32 protein-coding genes are annotated in these 17,587 nt (G+C 37.2%); 4 read left to right on the top strand and 28 right to left on the bottom strand.

Annotated features, from left to right (window positions below; all coding sequences use genetic code 11):
- Positions 1 to 85: 85 nt before the first annotated feature.
- Positions 86 to 289, bottom strand: a complete 204-nt coding sequence (locus tag NSQ74_RS08625) for an Acb2/Tad1 domain-containing protein (protein WP_340822746.1) — start codon at positions 287 to 289, stop codon at positions 86 to 88.
- A gap of 415 nt (positions 290 to 704) precedes the next feature.
- Positions 705 to 1,193: a sigma-70 family RNA polymerase sigma factor gene (locus NSQ74_RS08620; RefSeq protein WP_340822744.1), complete on the bottom strand. Its 489-nt coding sequence runs from the start codon at positions 1,191 to 1,193 to the stop codon at positions 705 to 707.
- Between the two features lie 206 nt (positions 1,194 to 1,399).
- On the opposite strand from NSQ74_RS08620, the gene NSQ74_RS08615 reads away from it, so the two are divergent.
- Complete coding sequence (locus NSQ74_RS08615; RefSeq protein WP_274520178.1) at positions 1,400 to 1,522, top strand: hypothetical protein; 123 nt, start codon at positions 1,400 to 1,402, stop codon at positions 1,520 to 1,522.
- 70 nt (positions 1,523 to 1,592) lie between these two features.
- Here the strand turns inward: NSQ74_RS08615 and NSQ74_RS08610 are convergent, their stop codons facing one another.
- The 25 genes from NSQ74_RS08610 to NSQ74_RS08490 form a co-directional block, all read right to left on the bottom strand.
- On the bottom strand, positions 1,593 to 1,862 hold the full coding sequence (locus tag NSQ74_RS08610; protein ID WP_340822740.1) for a hypothetical protein: 270 nt from the start codon (positions 1,860 to 1,862) through the stop codon (positions 1,593 to 1,595).
- Positions 1,863 to 1,908: 46 nt separating this feature from the next.
- A complete protein-coding gene (locus NSQ74_RS08605) occupies positions 1,909 to 2,181 on the bottom strand; it encodes a hypothetical protein (RefSeq protein WP_340822739.1) in 273 nt (90 codons plus the stop codon).
- A gap of 29 nt (positions 2,182 to 2,210) precedes the next feature.
- Positions 2,211 to 2,522 carry a hypothetical protein gene (locus NSQ74_RS08600; RefSeq protein ID WP_340822738.1) on the bottom strand — a complete coding sequence of 104 codons (312 nt, stop codon included), beginning with the start codon at positions 2,520 to 2,522 and terminating at the stop codon, positions 2,211 to 2,213.
- Positions 2,507 to 2,932 carry a RusA family crossover junction endodeoxyribonuclease gene (locus NSQ74_RS08595; RefSeq protein WP_340822737.1) on the bottom strand — a complete coding sequence of 142 codons (426 nt, stop codon included), beginning with the start codon at positions 2,930 to 2,932 and terminating at the stop codon, positions 2,507 to 2,509. Before NSQ74_RS08595 ends, NSQ74_RS08600 begins: the two co-directional genes overlap by 16 nt.
- Before the next feature lie 74 nt (positions 2,933 to 3,006).
- Positions 3,007 to 3,186, bottom strand: coding sequence for a LuxR C-terminal-related transcriptional regulator (locus tag NSQ74_RS08590; protein WP_340822735.1), 180 nt, complete (start codon positions 3,184 to 3,186; stop codon positions 3,007 to 3,009).
- Between the two features lie 8 nt (positions 3,187 to 3,194).
- On the bottom strand, positions 3,195 to 3,773 hold the full coding sequence (locus tag NSQ74_RS08585) for a dUTP diphosphatase (protein ID WP_340822734.1): 579 nt from the start codon (positions 3,771 to 3,773) through the stop codon (positions 3,195 to 3,197).
- The gene (locus NSQ74_RS08580; RefSeq protein ID WP_340822733.1) at positions 3,751 to 3,954 is read right to left on the bottom strand and encodes a hypothetical protein; all 204 of its coding nucleotides are present in this window, start codon (positions 3,952 to 3,954) and stop codon (positions 3,751 to 3,753) included. Before NSQ74_RS08580 ends, NSQ74_RS08585 begins: the two co-directional genes overlap by 23 nt.
- Before the next feature lie 12 nt (positions 3,955 to 3,966).
- Positions 3,967 to 4,473, bottom strand: a complete 507-nt coding sequence (gene ssb / locus NSQ74_RS08575) for a single-stranded DNA-binding protein (RefSeq protein WP_340822731.1) — start codon at positions 4,471 to 4,473, stop codon at positions 3,967 to 3,969.
- The gene (locus NSQ74_RS08570; RefSeq protein ID WP_340822729.1) at positions 4,470 to 4,640 is read right to left on the bottom strand and encodes a hypothetical protein; all 171 of its coding nucleotides are present in this window, start codon (positions 4,638 to 4,640) and stop codon (positions 4,470 to 4,472) included. Before NSQ74_RS08570 ends, ssb begins: the two co-directional genes overlap by 4 nt.
- The gene (locus NSQ74_RS08565; protein WP_340822728.1) at positions 4,637 to 4,846 is read right to left on the bottom strand and encodes a hypothetical protein; all 210 of its coding nucleotides are present in this window, start codon (positions 4,844 to 4,846) and stop codon (positions 4,637 to 4,639) included. The genes NSQ74_RS08570 and NSQ74_RS08565 overlap by 4 nt, the downstream gene beginning before the upstream one ends.
- 7 nt (positions 4,847 to 4,853) lie before the next feature.
- Positions 4,854 to 5,024: a hypothetical protein gene (locus tag NSQ74_RS08560; RefSeq protein ID WP_340822726.1), complete on the bottom strand. Its 171-nt coding sequence runs from the start codon at positions 5,022 to 5,024 to the stop codon at positions 4,854 to 4,856.
- Positions 5,024 to 5,383, bottom strand: a complete 360-nt coding sequence (locus NSQ74_RS08555) for a hypothetical protein (protein WP_340822723.1) — start codon at positions 5,381 to 5,383, stop codon at positions 5,024 to 5,026. Before NSQ74_RS08555 ends, NSQ74_RS08560 begins: the two co-directional genes overlap by 1 nt.
- Positions 5,384 to 5,388: 5 nt before the next feature.
- Positions 5,389 to 5,934: a hypothetical protein gene (locus NSQ74_RS08550; protein ID WP_340822722.1), complete on the bottom strand. Its 546-nt coding sequence runs from the start codon at positions 5,932 to 5,934 to the stop codon at positions 5,389 to 5,391.
- 35 nt (positions 5,935 to 5,969) lie between these two features.
- Positions 5,970 to 6,812 carry a DnaA ATPase domain-containing protein gene (locus tag NSQ74_RS08545; RefSeq protein ID WP_340822720.1) on the bottom strand — a complete coding sequence of 281 codons (843 nt, stop codon included), beginning with the start codon at positions 6,810 to 6,812 and terminating at the stop codon, positions 5,970 to 5,972.
- The gene (locus NSQ74_RS08540; protein WP_340822719.1) at positions 6,724 to 7,503 is read right to left on the bottom strand and encodes a DnaD domain protein; all 780 of its coding nucleotides are present in this window, start codon (positions 7,501 to 7,503) and stop codon (positions 6,724 to 6,726) included. The genes NSQ74_RS08545 and NSQ74_RS08540 overlap by 89 nt, the downstream gene beginning before the upstream one ends.
- 15 nt (positions 7,504 to 7,518) lie before the next feature.
- Positions 7,519 to 8,220 (bottom strand): MBL fold metallo-hydrolase, encoded by a 702-nt coding sequence (locus NSQ74_RS08535; protein ID WP_340822718.1) that lies wholly within the window; start codon positions 8,218 to 8,220, stop codon positions 7,519 to 7,521.
- Positions 8,220 to 9,149 carry a RecT family recombinase gene (locus NSQ74_RS08530; RefSeq protein ID WP_340822716.1) on the bottom strand — a complete coding sequence of 310 codons (930 nt, stop codon included), beginning with the start codon at positions 9,147 to 9,149 and terminating at the stop codon, positions 8,220 to 8,222. Before NSQ74_RS08530 ends, NSQ74_RS08535 begins: the two co-directional genes overlap by 1 nt.
- Positions 9,149 to 9,340: a hypothetical protein gene (locus NSQ74_RS08525; protein WP_340822715.1), complete on the bottom strand. Its 192-nt coding sequence runs from the start codon at positions 9,338 to 9,340 to the stop codon at positions 9,149 to 9,151. Before NSQ74_RS08525 ends, NSQ74_RS08530 begins: the two co-directional genes overlap by 1 nt.
- Position 9,341: 1 nt before the next feature.
- Positions 9,342 to 11,366, bottom strand: coding sequence for a hypothetical protein (locus NSQ74_RS08520; RefSeq protein WP_340822713.1), 2,025 nt, complete (start codon positions 11,364 to 11,366; stop codon positions 9,342 to 9,344).
- A gap of 183 nt (positions 11,367 to 11,549) precedes the next feature.
- On the bottom strand, positions 11,550 to 11,735 hold the full coding sequence (locus tag NSQ74_RS08515; protein WP_340822712.1) for a hypothetical protein: 186 nt from the start codon (positions 11,733 to 11,735) through the stop codon (positions 11,550 to 11,552).
- A 188-nt stretch (positions 11,736 to 11,923) separates the two neighbouring features.
- Positions 11,924 to 12,190 carry a hypothetical protein gene (locus NSQ74_RS08510; RefSeq protein WP_340822711.1) on the bottom strand — a complete coding sequence of 89 codons (267 nt, stop codon included), beginning with the start codon at positions 12,188 to 12,190 and terminating at the stop codon, positions 11,924 to 11,926.
- Complete coding sequence (locus NSQ74_RS08505; protein ID WP_340822710.1) at positions 12,178 to 12,477, bottom strand: helix-turn-helix domain-containing protein; 300 nt, start codon at positions 12,475 to 12,477, stop codon at positions 12,178 to 12,180. The genes NSQ74_RS08510 and NSQ74_RS08505 overlap by 13 nt, the downstream gene beginning before the upstream one ends.
- A 147-nt stretch (positions 12,478 to 12,624) precedes the next feature.
- On the bottom strand, positions 12,625 to 12,900 hold the full coding sequence (locus tag NSQ74_RS08500) for a group-specific protein (protein ID WP_340822709.1): 276 nt from the start codon (positions 12,898 to 12,900) through the stop codon (positions 12,625 to 12,627).
- A 21-nt stretch (positions 12,901 to 12,921) separates the two neighbouring features.
- Positions 12,922 to 13,644: a phage antirepressor KilAC domain-containing protein gene (locus NSQ74_RS08495; protein ID WP_340822706.1), complete on the bottom strand. Its 723-nt coding sequence runs from the start codon at positions 13,642 to 13,644 to the stop codon at positions 12,922 to 12,924.
- Between the two features lie 18 nt (positions 13,645 to 13,662).
- Entirely contained in the window at positions 13,663 to 13,884 is a 222-nt protein-coding gene (locus NSQ74_RS08490) for a helix-turn-helix transcriptional regulator (protein WP_340822705.1), read from the bottom strand.
- Between the two features lie 146 nt (positions 13,885 to 14,030).
- Here NSQ74_RS08490 and NSQ74_RS08485 point away from each other — a divergent pair, with 146 nt between their 5' ends.
- The 3 genes from NSQ74_RS08485 to NSQ74_RS08475 all read left to right on the top strand — a co-directional run bounded on the left by NSQ74_RS08485 (position 14,031) and on the right by NSQ74_RS08475 (position 16,103).
- Positions 14,031 to 14,372, top strand: coding sequence for a helix-turn-helix domain-containing protein (locus NSQ74_RS08485; protein ID WP_340822703.1), 342 nt, complete (start codon positions 14,031 to 14,033; stop codon positions 14,370 to 14,372).
- Positions 14,372 to 14,845: an ImmA/IrrE family metallo-endopeptidase gene (locus tag NSQ74_RS08480; protein WP_340822701.1), complete on the top strand. Its 474-nt coding sequence runs from the start codon at positions 14,372 to 14,374 to the stop codon at positions 14,843 to 14,845. Before NSQ74_RS08485 ends, NSQ74_RS08480 begins: the two co-directional genes overlap by 1 nt.
- 103 nt (positions 14,846 to 14,948) lie before the next feature.
- On the top strand, positions 14,949 to 16,103 hold the full coding sequence (locus NSQ74_RS08475) for a site-specific integrase (RefSeq protein ID WP_340822700.1): 1,155 nt from the start codon (positions 14,949 to 14,951) through the stop codon (positions 16,101 to 16,103).
- Between the two features lie 85 nt (positions 16,104 to 16,188).
- Here the strand turns inward: NSQ74_RS08475 and sufB are convergent, their stop codons facing one another.
- Positions 16,189 to 17,586 carry a Fe-S cluster assembly protein SufB gene (gene sufB, locus NSQ74_RS08470; protein WP_340822699.1) on the bottom strand — a complete coding sequence of 466 codons (1,398 nt, stop codon included), beginning with the start codon at positions 17,584 to 17,586 and terminating at the stop codon, positions 16,189 to 16,191.
- Position 17,587 lies beyond the last annotated feature (1 nt).

The raw sequence follows: 17,587 nt of genomic DNA, 5'->3' as shown, positions 1-17,587 counted from the left end.
CCAAACTCTACCCTCTCAACAGTTAACGTTTTGGCTGTTTGATGCAGTTTTCAAAGCAAAAGAAAAAGCCCTCGTATGAAGGCTCTTAATTACGTGCAATTGAGGCATTAGCCCACATAACAGCAGTTTCAAGGTTCGTCATAGCAACTGACTTCTCTCGGCTGTTAGGACACACTTCTTCAATCAAGTAAGCAAGCTCTTTCGCTTTTTCACGAATTGCCTCGTACTTTTCTGGTTGCCCTTCTTTCGGAGCGTGGTACATAAAGTTGTTTTCGAGTTTTGGATCCATAATAATCTCCCTCCATAATAAAAACCCCTCGAATCTCAAGTTGTCTTGCATTCGTCTATTATTCTATTGTGGTAAAACTGTCGAGTTAGCTCACTTTTAGAACCGCGGTAGAGCTACACCACGTTATTATTGCAAGTGAATTGTGTTCGTGCATTTCCGTGCACGTTTAGTAAGTTTGACTGATCAAAATGGAAAGTGGGCGAAGTTCACATGATAACCACTCCTTATTCCGTTTTTTAGCCCTTTATATTAATTAAGATACCTAATCTTTTTAAATAAATAGGCCGGCCATGTATGTCGCGCTCCGGACTAATCTGACAAGCGCAGGTCGGTCGTCGGTCTGCCTTTCCCTAATATTTAGGATTTTATAAATACCAAGAGAAGAAACATTTACCTGTCCGACCTCCCCTTCATTCTACACTGCAAATTTTTCGTAGGTCAAAATCGTACTTACTTGGCTATTTTGGCTAATTTGGCTAAAAATAATTTGCTTCTTTAACCGTACATAATCCTTTGATGCTGATAGATGCTCTGCAATTTGGCGGTATGTCATTCCATCAAGTAAGCAATCATAAATCGTTGTAAGCTGCTCGTCCTCAATTAAATTGTAGGCTATCTCCAATGCATAAACGTAAGTACGCAACTTTTCTAATCGTTCAATTTGACCTCGTTCACGTACATCCATTCTTTTGAGTTCTTCGGCACTACGAATAGAACTCCCTTTTGGCATTGCTGCATCTATTCCATATTGAGCTACGCCCCAAGATCCCATTGCGCTACTTCCACCGTATAAAACTCTTTCTAATCGATTGATTTCTTTCTTCCAGAAACGATAGTTTTTCACTAGATAATCGATGTCTGACTCTGACCATACTTCTTTTACTGTTTGCCCTTGTTTGCCCATTAGGTTTGCCCCCTAAACTATGTTATACTTCTTTTACTGACTAGCCTAAAAGGGCATAAACCAATTCGAGCTGTAGCGTCTGCAAACGCTGCGGCTTTTTTATTTATCAAAAATCATTGGACTACATAAATCTGTTCGAAACTTTTTCCATTTTCATCCGTAAATAAATTTGAACAGTTTCCTTTATCAATATCAGGAGGTTTCCAATGAATACTTTTGCTTTAGTAGCTTTTACACTTGCGGCAGCTGCGTTTGCATTTGCATCATCAGCTGATGGTAAGATTAAAAAGCTAGAAAAACGTATCGAAGAACTTGAAAGAAACAAGTAATTTCTTTAATACATAATAGATTTATAGAGCGATGTTTTAATCGCTCTTTTTTGTTTAATCCTCAAATTGTTCAGTAGTTTCTAATTCTTCGTTTAAAACTCTCTATCTCTTTACTTAATTCAACTGCCTGATCTTCAAGTTGCTTTAATTTTTCATGCGGACTTCTTAAAGTCCAATTTACTGCACCCCATATAAATCTTCCGTTTAAATGTTCATTCTTCAATTCCTGTGGTGAAAACCACAAATGCTGGTAAGTGGAATAAAACCATAATCCTTCTTTTTCAGCCTTTTTAAATAATGGGTCAAGACCTTCTAGGATTTCTCTATTATTTTCACTCATTTAACAATCTCCTTTCTGAACAATTTTTATCTAATACTCATATTTTTCAGTTATTTCGATTAACAAAATACAAAAATATTTCTTCAATATCAGCAATATTATCTTCGATATGACCCTCGCAGTTATTAATAAATGCAAAGGCTTCTGTTGCATGTTCTTCTTTGTAGTCTCCATACTCTTGACAAGCAACCAGGTTTTCGTATGGAACATTATATTGTTCGAAGATTTTCACTAACTCTCCGTGTAAAGATTGTACTTTTGCATTCGCCTTGTCATACTGACGTAACTTTTGTTTTATTTCATAAGGCATCTGTTTCAACTTCTTCACCCCCTGCTGCACATTATCTTTCAACTACTACACAGCACTAGCTCTTTTTTCTTTTTAAACTCTTCAAACCAAGCATCATAATCACCATCTAACCTTTTGCCGATTAATCCATGTTTCCTTGGTTTAATTACTCCCAACAACTCCAAATCGATTGCTATAAGAGCAGCACTAACCTTATGAATATTCAACTTGCGATAAATCAAATTAATTGAGAAATCAGCTTCCCACATACCGATAAATTTTTCGATCTGTTCATGTGTGAAATCCAGTTGCAACATTTCGTGTTCTGGTTGCGAGAATAAAATGTATCTTCCTGCTACTTTTCGCCCCACTCAATCGTCACCTCTGCTCTCGGATGCTCTGAATAAAACTTTCTTACAGTCATATCAACAATTTGAGAGTCATCATTCCAGATGATTTTGTTACACCCATCCTTTATGCCCTTAATTAGGTTATCCGCATCAGGTTTCGTAGTTGGTCGTAATTCACCACTAGCTATTAGCGCTCTCTTTGGCCCTGTATGGTATTTCTTTGGTGGCATGAGATAAATATCAGCTTGTAGCTTTATCGGTCCTGTAATCAATTCAGACGGCTTATTTTGCCATGCTACAAGCTTTACAAAGTCTTTGAAGTCCTTGCTCTTTGGTGCATCGTATGTTTTAACGTTCTTGCCTTTTCTACTAAAGCGAGGTCGTTCTTGCGCTTGGATGACACCTGGTATTTCAATTTTTAGTACGTTCATGTTTGCCCTCCTGTTAGCACTCTTATTAATTTGCTGATAGAAAAATCTAATTCTGTTCTACCAGCAGCGTGTATCTAATCCTCAAGCTTAATAAGCTGTAATCTATTATTCACTTCACTTTTAGCGCGTCTTTGATAAGCCCTAGACATGTAAAACTGAATTGTTTTAGGCTTAACACCACGTTCCTCTGCTATTTCCTCTACGGTTCCTATGCCTACCATCTGTTCACCTTTGAATAATGCATATTCTTTCATGTTGCACCTCAATAACCAGCGTTTTGACGCTCATGGTTGACCTTGTTCTTTGCGTAGTAAGCATCCTCGACCTGTTCCCATGTGAAGCCAAGCATTTCGCCAAGACCTATAAACAGCTCCAAACCTTCGTGATAGTAACCGCCTTTCCACTCTTCGTAAATCTCCCAATCCGTTCTCATAAGCGCTGTAAATTGTTGTGTTATATCTCTTTCTTTTAATGGTTCAATCTCTAAATCTTCCGCAATATCATTGAATGCATGTTCCAACCCAATACTCAAAATGAAATGCAAGCAGTCAACGTATTCTTCTAGTAGTGGGTTTCTTACTTCGCCAATATCTTTTCTTTCAATCCAATTGGGATTATCAGTTGGTACATCAACATAATGTGTTTCTTTTTTGTAAACTCTCGGCTCTTGGTCCTTACTCCATTTCTTAAACCCACGCCATTCGTTAGCACATTCACCTAGCTCAACTTGTAGCGCTAACAGCTTCCAATCAAGATTGTTCTGCCCTCGTAACTCAGGATGCTCCTGCATGATGTGCTCGTCCAACACTGCCTGTGTATCAAATAATTTTATTAAGTTCATTTTTACGCTCCTTCGCTAGCCACTTTTTCTCTACTAAAATTTGATATGGATATTTTTCATTTTCATAAAACTTAACCGTGCTTATTGGTATATAAGCTGCATGCTCTTGAAAAATAATTTGCTTTTGTAAATCCCTAAGTGTCCTATCGTACAAGATTTTGCGTTTTTGTGTATTTGGCATATAAATCACTCCTTAGAAAGGCAAATCTGATTCATCAACCTCAATCGGTGCCTTTGTATTAGCAAATGGATCTTCATCCACTCTCGTATAACTTGGTTGGTTATTATTACCGCTATAATTGCCCTGTGGTGGGTTTTGATTCGTTCCACCTGTATTTGTACTAGATTGATAGTTTGGCGTACTCTGTGAGCCTCCTGTGCTGTTTCTTGGCTCTAAGAATTGAATGCTGTCGGCTACTGCATCAGTTGTAAAAACACGTTTCCTATCCTGCCCCTCATAGCTGCCTGTTTGGATTTTGCCCTCCAAACCAATTAAATTACCTTTCTTCATGAAGTTCGCTAGATTCTCCGCGTTTTTGCGCCATGCCATACACGGGATGAAATCTGCCTGTTGCTCACCTTCATTTTTGAATGGTCTGTTGACTGCCACTCGAAACTTACAAGAAGCAATTCCTGACGGAGTGTAACGGAGCTCCGGATCAGCTGTAAGTCGGCCAACTATAACGACTCGGTTAATCAATTGGAATCACCTTCAATAATTTCATATTCACCTTCAAAAAAGTGTCTGCCACATTTCGTTGTAGCCATTTTGCATGAATCAATTGATAACAACTTGTAAGTGTTACCTACAAGCGTTTGTGAACGAATGTCGTCAAGGATTTGTATTATTTTAATCTCTCTACTCATGCAATCATCTCCTCTCTCTGCGCTGGATAGTAAACTTTCGCCGCATCGTATCGGCTGTAAAAATCCCCTTCCGTTTGATGACGCTCAAGCATATCTTGAATATCTTGCTCATCTCCGCAAATCGATCTGTGGTCTGCTTGACCATCCATGTGCCAAATAATGATTGCGTATGGTATAACTCCAAAGCCTAGAAATGTTGGATTCATCACTCATTCACTCCATTTCCTCTTGGACTAATTTAACTGCCGAGTACACAGCTTCTGTATGCTTCCTTAGCACTTGCTTTTCAGGTCTAGTAGCTTTAACCACTTGCAAGCCTAAGTTACTTCCAACGATTTTTGTAACCAGTGAAACAAACACTTTTCTCTCTTGACGTTTATTCATCACTCATTCACTCCTTCGATTTTCATGTTAAGTAAATTTAAAGTTGTAATTATTCCGTCGCAGACACCTTCATTAAAAGCATTATTTGAGACAGATTTTTTCGTTTTAATATTTTGTTTGGAATTGAGATATATTTCTGCAATTTCTTCTTCTGGAGTTACATCTAACACCTCATATCCACCAGTCATTAAAGCCAACAACGTAAACCAATCAATGTCTTTCAATACAGAATCAGTTTTATGAGGTAGTATTTTTTCAGACCATTCGTAAACCACGGCTAATGAATTACCTTCATGTTTGTCCAATAATTCTTGGTAAGCTTCTGCCACCTTATTGCTAACCTTCACTTTTTCAGACATTTGCTTCAACCCCATTTCCTAAATCGTTTCATAACCTTGATAATTTCCTCAATCATTTGAGGATCTTCGTCTGTATTGATCACAATATATTTAGGGAATGGTTTTTTCCCTTCTAGCGTTCTTATATCAGTAATGCGCGCCTCCAAATAAGCAAATTCTCTTCGCTCTTTCAGAGGAAGTCTATCTACATCCTCATTCTTAAAAACTGTATGTGTAATCTGCATTTGTTCAATTTCATCTTGCACTTTTTGGCGTAGAAGTGACTTTTTATAACATTCATTGCAGCAATACTTACCTGACAAAGCGTAGAAATAGTAACCGTTAGAATCATGTAAAATTTGTTTATTACAATCCACGCAAGGAACTGTATTTTCGTTTTCACTTATCTTTCGCAAATATTTAGCAGCAAATGCTCCACAGTAATCTTCTAACCAAACTACTGGACTACCGCATAAATCTTGTTCACCAGTGCTGCATGTCCAAACGATACCTTCGTAATGTTTAGCTTCGATACATGAGTGCATTACTACTTTGTTGCCTTTCTCTAACATCCCTTCACCCTCCAATCAAGGGGCTGTGCGCCCCTCTATCTATGTTCAAATACCTTGCGTAATCGGTAGTTCACTTTCATGTCCTTTGGAATCGTTACCGTGAAATCTTGAGCCATTTCAAACAGCCTGCTTGTTAATGCCTCGTCAATATAAAGCATGTCGTCCAGTGATAGCTCGCTGGATATTAGTAACGGCTTGTTGTTCAGATAACGATAGTTGACTACTTCAAAGATGACCTCGGTCTGCCACGGCTTCACATCAACTTTCCCGCCAATCGGTTTAAACAAATCATCTATGAACAGGACTTCAACCTCTTTCATCCGATCCATAATTTCGTTTTTTCGTTCAAAGTTGTTTGCAGCGATATTGTTCATACCATCTTTGTAAGGGAAGTACAGCACAGGCACTTGCTTTGCATGCATCAGATAATTAGATATGGCGGTTAATAGATGCGTCTTGCCACAACCTGGTTGTCCAATAAGCATGATACTGTTCTGTCTGAAACCTTTAATCTCATCAAAGGCTGTATAGTACTGATTGGCCTTACTTTTCATTTCAACAACCTTTGGATGGAGACCATCGACTGTGAAGTTTTTAAAACTCATTTTCTGAAATTCTTCCGTAATAGCACTTGATTTAATGAGCCTATTAATCTTGAACATCTTGCTACATTCGCATTCGACATAATAGTCCTGCTCAACTTCAACACCTCGGATATAGTAGCCATTCTTTTTGCGGACTAAGTAACTGCCAGTATCTTTACACTTGGAACAGTTATAGTTAGTTTCCTCAATCGCTACAGAAGTCTCCGAACACAGTTGGCTTCGCGCTTGTAGTTCCTCCATTACCGCTGCCATTCTGTCGCCCGTTTTTTGCATCTATCTTCACCTGCCAATCTGCGTATGTTTTTACGCCAAGCTCCTTACGCCAGTTATCTAAAATTGAAAGAATGTATTTAAAGCTTCGTGCACTATTAGATCCAGCGCTGATTGCTTCTTTAATTAGTTGCGGTTCGTAAAATTCAAGTGCTTCATGAATAATGTTGCAATCAGCAAAAGTTGCAATACGAACTTTACTTTCGAATAATTGTTTAATAGGTTCAAAATTCGGATTTATGAGAGGACTAGACGACTGTCTGTCTATGTCTCTTGTATTATTAGATGTATTATTAATTACTGTATTATTATCCTCGGCGTTTTCGCCTATAGGGGTATCGGTGTTTTCACCTAGACCCTCTCGTTGTTTTCGACTAGGGGTATCGGTGTTTTCGCCTATAGGGTATGGTTGCCGTACAATACGAATAATTCGTTTTTCAATTTGCTTTGTGCCCTCTTTATAAACTAGTTGAACCGTTATATATCCCTTATCTCTCATACTAGAAATCATTTTGGAAATGCGGTCTTTTGATAGTTTGAAAAAGTCGGCTAAATACTCATTAGAAGCAAAACACCCATTTTCACCGTCTAATGAATCAATTTCCACCAGTAGTACTTTTTCCGACCACCCTAAATCCTTTGCTAGCCATATTTCTTTCGGAATCCATACGCCCTTGAAATTTCTTTCAGCCATTTGCCCTTGCCCCTCCTACGGAATAAAAATCATCTTGCCTGTTGTCCTTGCAACTGCTTTAAAGATGCGCTCTACGTTGCTATTGCCATCTGATAAATGCAGTAGATGTATTTCCTCAACCTTGCTCAAATCGTTTGCCCTAAAAAATTCGAGTAGGTTTTCTAAGCTGAAATGTGATCGCATAACTCGTTTTCGCATCGCTGGATGTACTCGGCCACTCTCTACATTGTCATCCAATGTTTGTTGGTCGTAATTACACTCAATCATGATGTGAGTTAGCCCTGTAAATCGGTATTTCACGTAGTAGGTATCAGTTGCGAATAACAACTTGCTACCATTGTCAGATTGCAATAAGAATCCTAACGGCTCATTTACATCGTGCTGCACATCAAACGGCAATATAGTCCATGTGCCAACTCTGAATTGCTTTTTGCTTTCGACTGTAACAATTCGGTGATGCTGTAACTGCAAAGCCTCTTGAGTACCTTTTGACATGTAAACATCTAACCCTCGATTTAACACCGATTCCACGCCTTTACAGTGGTCTTTGTGTTCATGGGTAACAAGTACACCTCCAAGGCTTGAAGTCTCGAAATTAACGCCCTGCTGTATCTGTTTGAAGCTGATACCACACTCTAGGAGTAGAGGGGTGCTACCGTCTGTAATGTGATAGCAATTCCCCTTACTTCCTGTTGCTAGAGTTTTGATTTCAATCATTAGAAGCCTGGTCCATCAGTGAATGATGCTTGCTGTTGTTGTACTGGCTTTTTAGTTTCGATAACTACTGTTGCCTCTACTTTTTCAGCAGGTTCATTAGAAAAATCAATAACTTCTGAGTTTGCGTTTTGTTCAATTTCTCGCTTCACTTCTTCAATATCACCCATATCTTTGACTGTTGGCTCAAACTCATTTTCAGTTGTTCGATTAACAGATTCTATTAATAGATCGCTATCATCAGATGTATTAATAAAGGCTTTCGATGCACGGTTGATAACTGTACGTTTAGCCATTTCTTGCGGATATTTATTTTGGACATTTTGCGTTTTAGCTGTTGACCAAGCTGTTGCAATTTCATCCATTGTCATAACCGTTAAGAACTGATCGCCATCCTCGCGCTCGATAATGCAATAAGCACCTTCGATGTCCTCTTTTTTACCTGTAGCAGCTTTCCAATTTACTTTGTGAGCTTTGAAAGCTAATTGACCACGTTCGTTGTATTCAACCTCAAACTCCTCGCCTTTCCAGATAACATTGGCCCAAATATCTTTTACACCATTCAATCTTTTAAGAATTGCTTGAGTACCGTGATAAGAACGTAGAAACTGCAATTTATTTCCGTAAGGTACAAAGTATCCTTGTTTCTTAGCCACAGATAACCCTTGGATAGCCATGTCTTGTAAAGCAAATGCAACAGATTCTGGCGTAACTTTATCGATTAACGCTTCATTTTTACCAAAGTCCACAGCTGTAAGTGTGAAATACGCAGCTTGCAATGCGTTTACTGCTGAATAATTGTCTGGTAAATTAATTTGCCCTAGTTGTTTCATTTTTTCGATTTTATCTGCAACTACCATTACAAAAGCATTTTGTTTTTCTTTTTGAGCTTCTGGTGTTAACTGCTGTTGTTGTGCCACTTGATTTGTCATTAATGAACATCCCCTTTAACCTTCGATAATTGGTTTTCGCCAACAAAAACTGGTTCATTTAAGTCATCTAAAAATACTGCATACTCCATACCAGGCTCTCTAAAATCGTTGTAATTATAAATTGTCCCTGTGTATGTTTCAGTGCCATCATTATTTGTAACTTTCACTTGCTCTCCCACTTCGAAAGTCATATTATATTGCCTCCTTGTATTCGATTGGTTCTAATTCAACACGTAACTGCTTGTCTTTTTCCGAAACCACTAGACTAATAAGTTGAGTTTCCATATCTATAAACTTGGTTACAGCTTCGGCATTATCCACGAAAATTGGTGCTAGGATGCCATAATGAGCTGATAGAGTATTAATAATGTCTAAGCCAACGTTTATTTTTGCTGCATTGTTAAGGCCAGTGCCGTATGGTACGCCCTTAAATGTCGTTTCGCATACTTCGTTTAATCCACCATTTACTTGTGTATCAAATAGCTTGAATCGTGCGTATTTGAACTTGCTGTTAATACGTTCTGTGAGCATGTTTACTTTTGTTCGAATAAATTCTTCTATTAAGAATGTTGTTTGCTCTAGCTTTTCGTACTCTTGAGCAAGTTTCACCTGTTGATCTTCAAGCTCAATAATTCGCTCTTTACTAGCTTCAATGTTCGCATGCTGAGATAATGCATTGTTGCAGCCGTTACGAATGAACTTCAATTTCTCTATTTCTTCATCGATACCAGCAACGGCTTCATGAGCATGCTCGTTTAACTGCTTAATTTCAGCTTGTAACGTTTCAATTTGTTGAGTGATAGATTTGTATTCATCAGTCGATGTAATATCTTGCACTGTTGATTGAGCAGTTTCGAGAGCCTTTTGAGCTTTCTTCAACTCTTTATCCTGTACCGATAGATCATCTTGATACTTGTTCATTTCCGCTAAAGCCGCATCATGTTCATTACGTAATACAGTTAAACGTTCATTTAATTGCTCAACTTGCTCTTTACGAGAGCCACCTTCACGTTGAATATCTGCAAAACGCATTGTTCTTCGTTCGTTAAATTGAGCTTGAGCTTCATTACGAGCAGCATCTACTTGTTCAACAGGTAAAGATTGATTACAGGTTGGACATTCACAAGTATCTTCAAAATGGAATTGCTCTTTTTCAATCACATAATACTTCTCACGTAGATCATCCATCTCTTTCGTTAATCGTCCTATATCATTTTGAATACGATTAGCTTCATCTACTTTAAATTTCCGATTGTTATCAGACTGTTGTAATTTACTATTAACGATTTGAATATTCCCTTGCACTTCTTGTAATTTAGCTTGAGCCTTATATACTTCTTGCATGCTATCAGTCTCAAACGTTCGTTTATGGTCATTGAGTTGCATTTCTAACTTCTGTAGCTGGTGTTGTTTATCTAAAACAGAAGATCCATTTTCCACACGGATTTTTTGTTGGTGCAGTTCATCCATATCAGCTTCGATTTGCTCCACTTGTTGACGCATTTTTTCAATGTCTACAGTCGTTTCTGGCATCATTTTATTGATTTCATCAATGCGTACTGGAATCTTTTCAAGTTGGTCATTGATATGTTTCTTTTGGCTAGCAATGATTTTTTTCATATCTTCCATTGATTTGCCATTAAGAAGTTCATTTAATTTAGCCAGCGATTGATTTGATGCAATTACATCTTCATCTGAAATGTCGCCACAGATTTCAATAAGTAAGGCACGACGATCTTGCCACTTCATTTGTTCATTAAAGTAAGTAGGTGATGTTAGAAGCTTGAATACTTCTTCATCTACAATGCTTTCAACTTTGGCCCTATAATCTTTTTTAGACATCGGTACATCATCTACAAAATGTTCAACCACATGCCCTGTAAACTCTGCTACAGCTTGACCATGCTTTTTCGTCCATTTCTCTTTGTAAATTTTCTTTAAAGTAACTGGCAACCCATCAATTAGAAATGAGCCTTCAACCGTATGCTCCAAGTTGTGGCGTTCAGTTCCGTCACCGTTTAAAGTCTTGATAGCGAAATCCTTTTTGTTGTTGCTATCCTTATCGAATAACAGCCATAAGAACGCATCAAATGTTGTAGTTTTACCTGCCTCGTTGTCGCCAAAAATCTCTGCATTGCCACCGTCTAATTGAATATCTAGTGATTTAATGCCCTTGAAATCTCGTAATTTTAAAACTACCAACTCAATTTTCTTCATCTTTTTTGCCCTCCTGTGGTATGATGATGTAAATTAATTGTTTTTGAAGCCACTGTTGTCGCAGTGGTTTTTTTTGATGGATTTTCCCATCAAGCAACTTGTAAATTCCTTAGAGGAAACGGCTAACCAACCATTTACAAGCTGCTTGACGGAAGCGAGTTTCGACTCGCAAACGTCGGATTGCTAGATTAAAGAGTACTTAATTAACGCGTTGTGCATATTTGTTGCTGGCCATCTGTTTTCTATATCTGGTGCAATTCCAGATGTCGAATACTGAATATCATGTACTTTTATATTTTCTTGAGAAATAAAGTTGTTTAATTCAATTTCAAATGCAGGCATTTCATTTTCAATAACTTTTAATTTCATTTTTTAATTCTCCTTTTTCTCTATCATTCACAATTTGTGATATAATGAACTTGTATAAGTTGTCGCTGTTTAATCACGCCATTGATTAAGCAGCTTTTTTATTGCCATCTAACTTGGCTAATACTTTCTTGTCGCAAAAGAAATGTACATATATTAACCTTTGCTTTAATGTCATGTGTCGCCACGCTCTAGGCTTGATGCGCATATTTCTTCATCGCCTCTCCCAGCAAACCTCTATTTGTTAAATCATCGATTACCCACTGAAAGTTTTGTTGATCTTGTAGATGTGCTTTCAATCGATTGATTTCGTGTGATGTTCGCTTAATTTTTTGCATACATTCTGCTGATAACCGGTAATCACCACGTTTGTTATGCAATCCAATCGCTACTAATAAATCCTCATTGCAAGACTCTAACTTAGCTATTTCAAGTTTTAATCTTTCTACAATATCCAATTGAACATACCTCCTATAAACATCGGAACTGCCGGCATTAACTGAGTTACCAAGTTCACTGTGTCCATTCCGAACAACATTGCTGCAGCTGGTATTTCTGAACCTGTCACATTAATCCACCTTAAAAAGGTTGATAAATCTAAAGTCTTTCGACCACTTTCATATTTACTAACACATGATTGTGTAACATTTAACTCTTCGGCTATATCTTCTTGAGTCATTTTCGCTTTTTTACGAAAGATTTTTAGCATCTTTCCATGCTCTATCGCATCAAACATTTCGTTCATCGCCCCTCTAAATATTCTGTATTAGAATAAATTCCATTGTGGAATACAAATTTCTTCCAAGTTAACTTAATATAGTGATAAGAGGTAGATTTGCCCCTACCTCTTACTAGATTGGTAGTTTGACGAGGCCATTTGCCCTGGCCTCTCCTATGCCCTTGGTTGTTGCTTCAACCAACTTGTTAAAAAATCACGAGTTTCTTTTGCTGGCATCCACCATTTTGAACCTACTTTGAATTTCGGAAAATCAGGATGATAAAAGAATTTATCTCTAATAAATGGGATACTCATTTTTGTTTGACGAACAAGTTCTTCCATATCCCAAAAAGTGTGTTCTATGATTAATGTGTCTAGCTTTTTTTGAGCTTCTTCACGAAGGATGATTTCAGCTCTTTCGTTATAAAATTCAGTATCGACGGTGATCATTTTTGATTACCCTCCTATCATTCAGATTGCTTTTTCGGAGAAAGCGCTTAGTAAAATGTTTGTTAATTCAACTTGGCCCTTACCAGTTACAAGAGTTGTACCTGTTTGAATGTCTCCTGATGTCCTTTTGACAACGGTTGGTCGTACCTTAAACCATCCACGTTCAATAAATTTTTGTTTAGGTAGGTTCTTTTCTGCGCCTTCTTGTTTTATTAAATAGCCACTATCGCGCATCCAGCTTAATAATTTATTACGTCCGATGTTAATACCATGTTTGTCATATATAAGTTTTGCGAATGCTCCAATATTGATAGCTCCATCAGACATTGATACCACTTTTCCGAATTCTGTGTACGGCTTATCTTCTTGGATTTGTGTTTCTAGCATTACAATTTTTTGTTGTTGGAAATCCATCGCCCTTTTGATGACCATGTCTGGACTGTTCCACATACGCTCAAGATGCAAGAAATATTGACGAGCTTGTTTGCCTTTTTCAGTACGTTGGAGCATCGCGATTTCTTTAGCCATATCTAATTTCAATAAAAAATCTGCTGTTTCTTGTTTGTTTAAGGGGTGGACAAAAATGTCCAGGGTATAATCTACACCTTCAACAAATCCATACTCAGTCATTCGCGGAAACCATTTTCTGAAAGGTGTTTCGACTTCTAGAAACTCATGTAGTTCACGGCTACTTACAATAATCTCTCCAACACTGTTTTGTTTTGTTGCAATTAATTGATCCATGGTAAAACCTCCATGTTATTATGCAGTTTTTGTTTGTGCAATTTTTGCACCATTTTCAATAAAAAAAATGGTCCATTCAACATTTAGAACCCGACCAATTGCTTGTGCAACTTTTACACTTGGACGGAGTCCATTTTCTATTTTTGTGTAGTAAGAGCGTTCTACTCCTACCAATATCGAAACCTGTTCTTGTGACAAACCAAGTGTTTTCCGACGTTCTTTTAAAATATCCTGAAACATTTCAAAACCTCCTTTGTGCATTTCTTACACTAAGTATAATGTGCAAAAACTGCACTGTCAATTGTTTTTTGTGTATTTTTTTCACAAAATATTTAATGTGCAATAAATTCACTTATAATAGTTATATAAAAAGGCGGTGATATTAGATGGATTATGGTAGAAGACTTAAAGGATTAAGAGAAGAAAAAGGTTTATCTCAAAAGGACCTGACTGATAGATTATTACTTAACAGATCTACATATGCGCGCTACGAAACGTCATCAACACAACCAGATTACTCAACTTTATTTAAGTTAGCTGATTTTTATGGGGTATCTGTTGATTATATATTAGGAAGAACTAATGTAAGGAATCAAGAGGAACTAGCTGCACATCGATCAGATGATTTTTTAGATGATTTGCCGGCTGATGCTGTTAAAGAGCTAGAATTGTTTAAAGACTTTATCAGAACTAAATATGGGAAAACAAATGGAAAGGGGAATGCTTAATGCGAATGATTGAAACTAAGAAATTATTCGATATCACTTTAAGTGAAGGAATTGTTGTTGAGCGTTGGGATTTCCCTAAACCGTTAGAGGCGGTGTACTTTTTTGAACCAGGATTACCACCTACTATAGGGCTAGCAGAAAGGATAAGATACGATTCTCCTTTATTTAGATGTATATTAGCAGAAGAATTAGGTCATTATTTTACCACTGCCAATAACTCTATTGCTAATCCTTCCATGACTTATCGAGAAAGACTTAGTATTGGTAAAGTTGAGTATAAAGCTATGAAGTGGGCTGCCGAAACATTAATTCCAATAGAGTATTTAAAAATGGCTATTTTGCAAGAAAAACACTGGACTAACTGGACACTTGCTGAATATTTTGAGGTTACTATTGAAATGATTGATTTTAGGTTGCAAATGTCTGATGCGAAGGACTTGGTTATATGCACGCGGTATCTAAGGTATGGTTGAAACAATTAAATAATATTATCATAACCACTTTTTTTCGAAATGCGGTTTTTTTTATAACCTCAAAAAGAACATACATTCTATTTTTGAAAGAGAGGCAAAACTCATGGCTAGTTTCAGAAAGATACGTGGTTCTTGGGAATACAGAATACGCTACAAAGACAAGCAATCTGGAAAATGGAAAGAAACGTCAAAAAGCGGCTTTGCAACAAAAAAAGAAGCTCAACTTGCTGCAAGTGAAGCAAACTTAGATTTTGAATACTATGGCTTCCAAGAAGATGGAAAAGAAACGATGTACAGCTATATGGAAAAATGGTTTGAATTATACAAACGCCCATATTTAAAACAAACAACTATCGATTTACAAGAAAGAAATATTAATAACAATATTCTTCCGCGTTGGGGTAATTATAAATTACGAGAAATTACACGTTCGGAATATACAGAGTGGCTCTTAGAATTAAGTAAAAAATATGCTACTGGATCAGTACGCCGTATTCATAGTATTATGAGCGCTGCTATAAATGATGCAGTTCATGAGTTCAGAATATTAAGAGAAACACCTTTATCACGAGTTAAAATACCGAAAAACAACACAGAAGCAAAAATTAAATTTTATTCAGTCAATGAAATGAATGCTTTGATTGAAGCATCAAAACTAAAAGTGAAACATGCAAAGTATCAACAATCGAATATGTATTATGCCATGATTCACTTGTTAGGTCATACCGGGCTTCGAATTGGTGAATGCCTTTCATTAACATGGTCTGACATTGATTTAGAAAATGGAAAACTTACAGTTAATAAGACTGTGAGTTATCCTGATAAATCTAATAGACCTGTTGTATCCAGTACCAAAACTACATCAAGTGAACGCATCATTGAGCTGGATAAAGCGACTGTTAATGTATTGAAAACATATAGTATCAATCAAAAAGAGCTTTACCTTAGATACCCAAGTATTTTAAAACCTGCAGATAAACTATTATTTCATACAGCAGATGGATTGCATTATCGAGCTAACGTAGTGCGCGATCAATTTAGAGTATTTTGCAAGCGTGCAAACGTGCCTGTATTATCTCCTCACGCACTTCGTCATAGTCACGCGGTTCATCTTTTAGAAGCTGGCGCTAATATAAAATATGTGTCGTCTCGCCTTGGTCACAAGTCGATTAAAGTTACTGCAGATACTTATTTGCATATAACAAAAAAGATCGAGCGCAATGCACTCGACCTCTACGAAAAACATATAAATTTATAATTTGTGGGTGATTTGTGGGTGTTTCACACAATTCACCCCACACCAACTATATAGAAACGTTGATGTATCAAGGTTTATCGGACTTTTATCCGATGCTTCCTTCCATCTCAAACTTGATGAGACGGTTCATTTCTACTGCGTATTCCATTGGTAATTCTTTCGTAAATGGTTCGATAAAGCCCATTACGATCATTTCCGTTGCCTCTTCTTCAGAAATACCACGAGACATTAAGTAGAATAACTGCTCTTCTGATACTTTAGAAACTTTCGCTTCATGCTCTAAAGAAACATTATCATTTAAAATTTCGTTGTATGGAATTGTATCCGAAGTAGATTGGTTATCCATGATTAACGTATCACATTCAATGTTGGCACGTGCACCACTTGCTTTAGGACCGAAACGTACTTGACCCATATATGTTACTTTACCACCTTGTTTAGCAATCGATTTAGAAACGATTGTAGAAGATGTATTAGGTGCCATATGAATCATTTTTGCTCCAGCATGTTGGTGTTGCCCTTTACCAGCTAATGCAATTGATAATGTCATACCACGAGCGCCTTCACCTTTTAGGATACAAGCTGGGTATTTCATCGTTAATTTAGAACCGATATTACCATCGATCCATTCCATCGTACCGTTTGCTTCAACAACTGTACGCTTTGTTACTAAATTGTAAACGTTGTTCGCCCAGTTTTGAATCGTTGTATAACGGCAATAAGCATTTTTTTCAACGATAATCTCTACTACTGCTGAGTGTAAAGAGTTAGTTGTATAAACAGGAGCTGTACATCCTTCAACATAGTGTACATGTGCACCCTCATCCACAATAATTAGCGTACGTTCGAATTGACCCATATTTTCAGAGTTAATACGGAAGTAAGCTTGTAAAGGTGTTTCAACTTTTACACCTGGTGGCACATAAATAAATGAACCACCTGACCAAACTGCTGAATTTAGTGCAGCAAATTTGTTGTCAGTGTATGGAATTACTTTACCCCAATATTTTTTGAAAATATCTTCATTTTCACGTAATGCAGAATCAGTATCTTTAAACACAATACCAAGATCTTCAAGCTCTTGTTTCATATTGTGGTATACTACCTCAGATTCGTACTGAGCTGATACACCTGCAAGATACTTTTGCTCTGCTTCAGGAATACCTAATTTATCAAATGTTGCTTTAATTTCTTCAGGTACTTCATCCCAAGATTTTTGCGTAGCTTCAGATGGTTTTACGTAGTACGTAATTTCATCGAAGTTTAAATCGCCAAGGTCGCCACCCCATTGTGGCATTGGTTTTGTATAGAAAGTTTCAAGCGCTTTTAAGCGGTATTCAAGCATCCACTCAGGCTCTTGCTTCATATTTGAAATTTCACGGACGATTTCTTCAGTTAAACCACGTTTTGAACGGAAAATTGATACGTCCTTGTCATGGAATCCGTATTTGTAATCGCCAATATCCGGCATTTTTTTAGCCATT

The organism is Lysinibacillus sp. FSL W8-0992 (assembly GCF_038008685.1).
GTDB lineage: Bacteria > Bacillota > Bacilli > Bacillales_A > Planococcaceae > Lysinibacillus.
The sequence above is the reverse complement of the archived record's forward strand: the minus strand, read 5'-3'. Positions and strand labels throughout refer to the sequence as shown.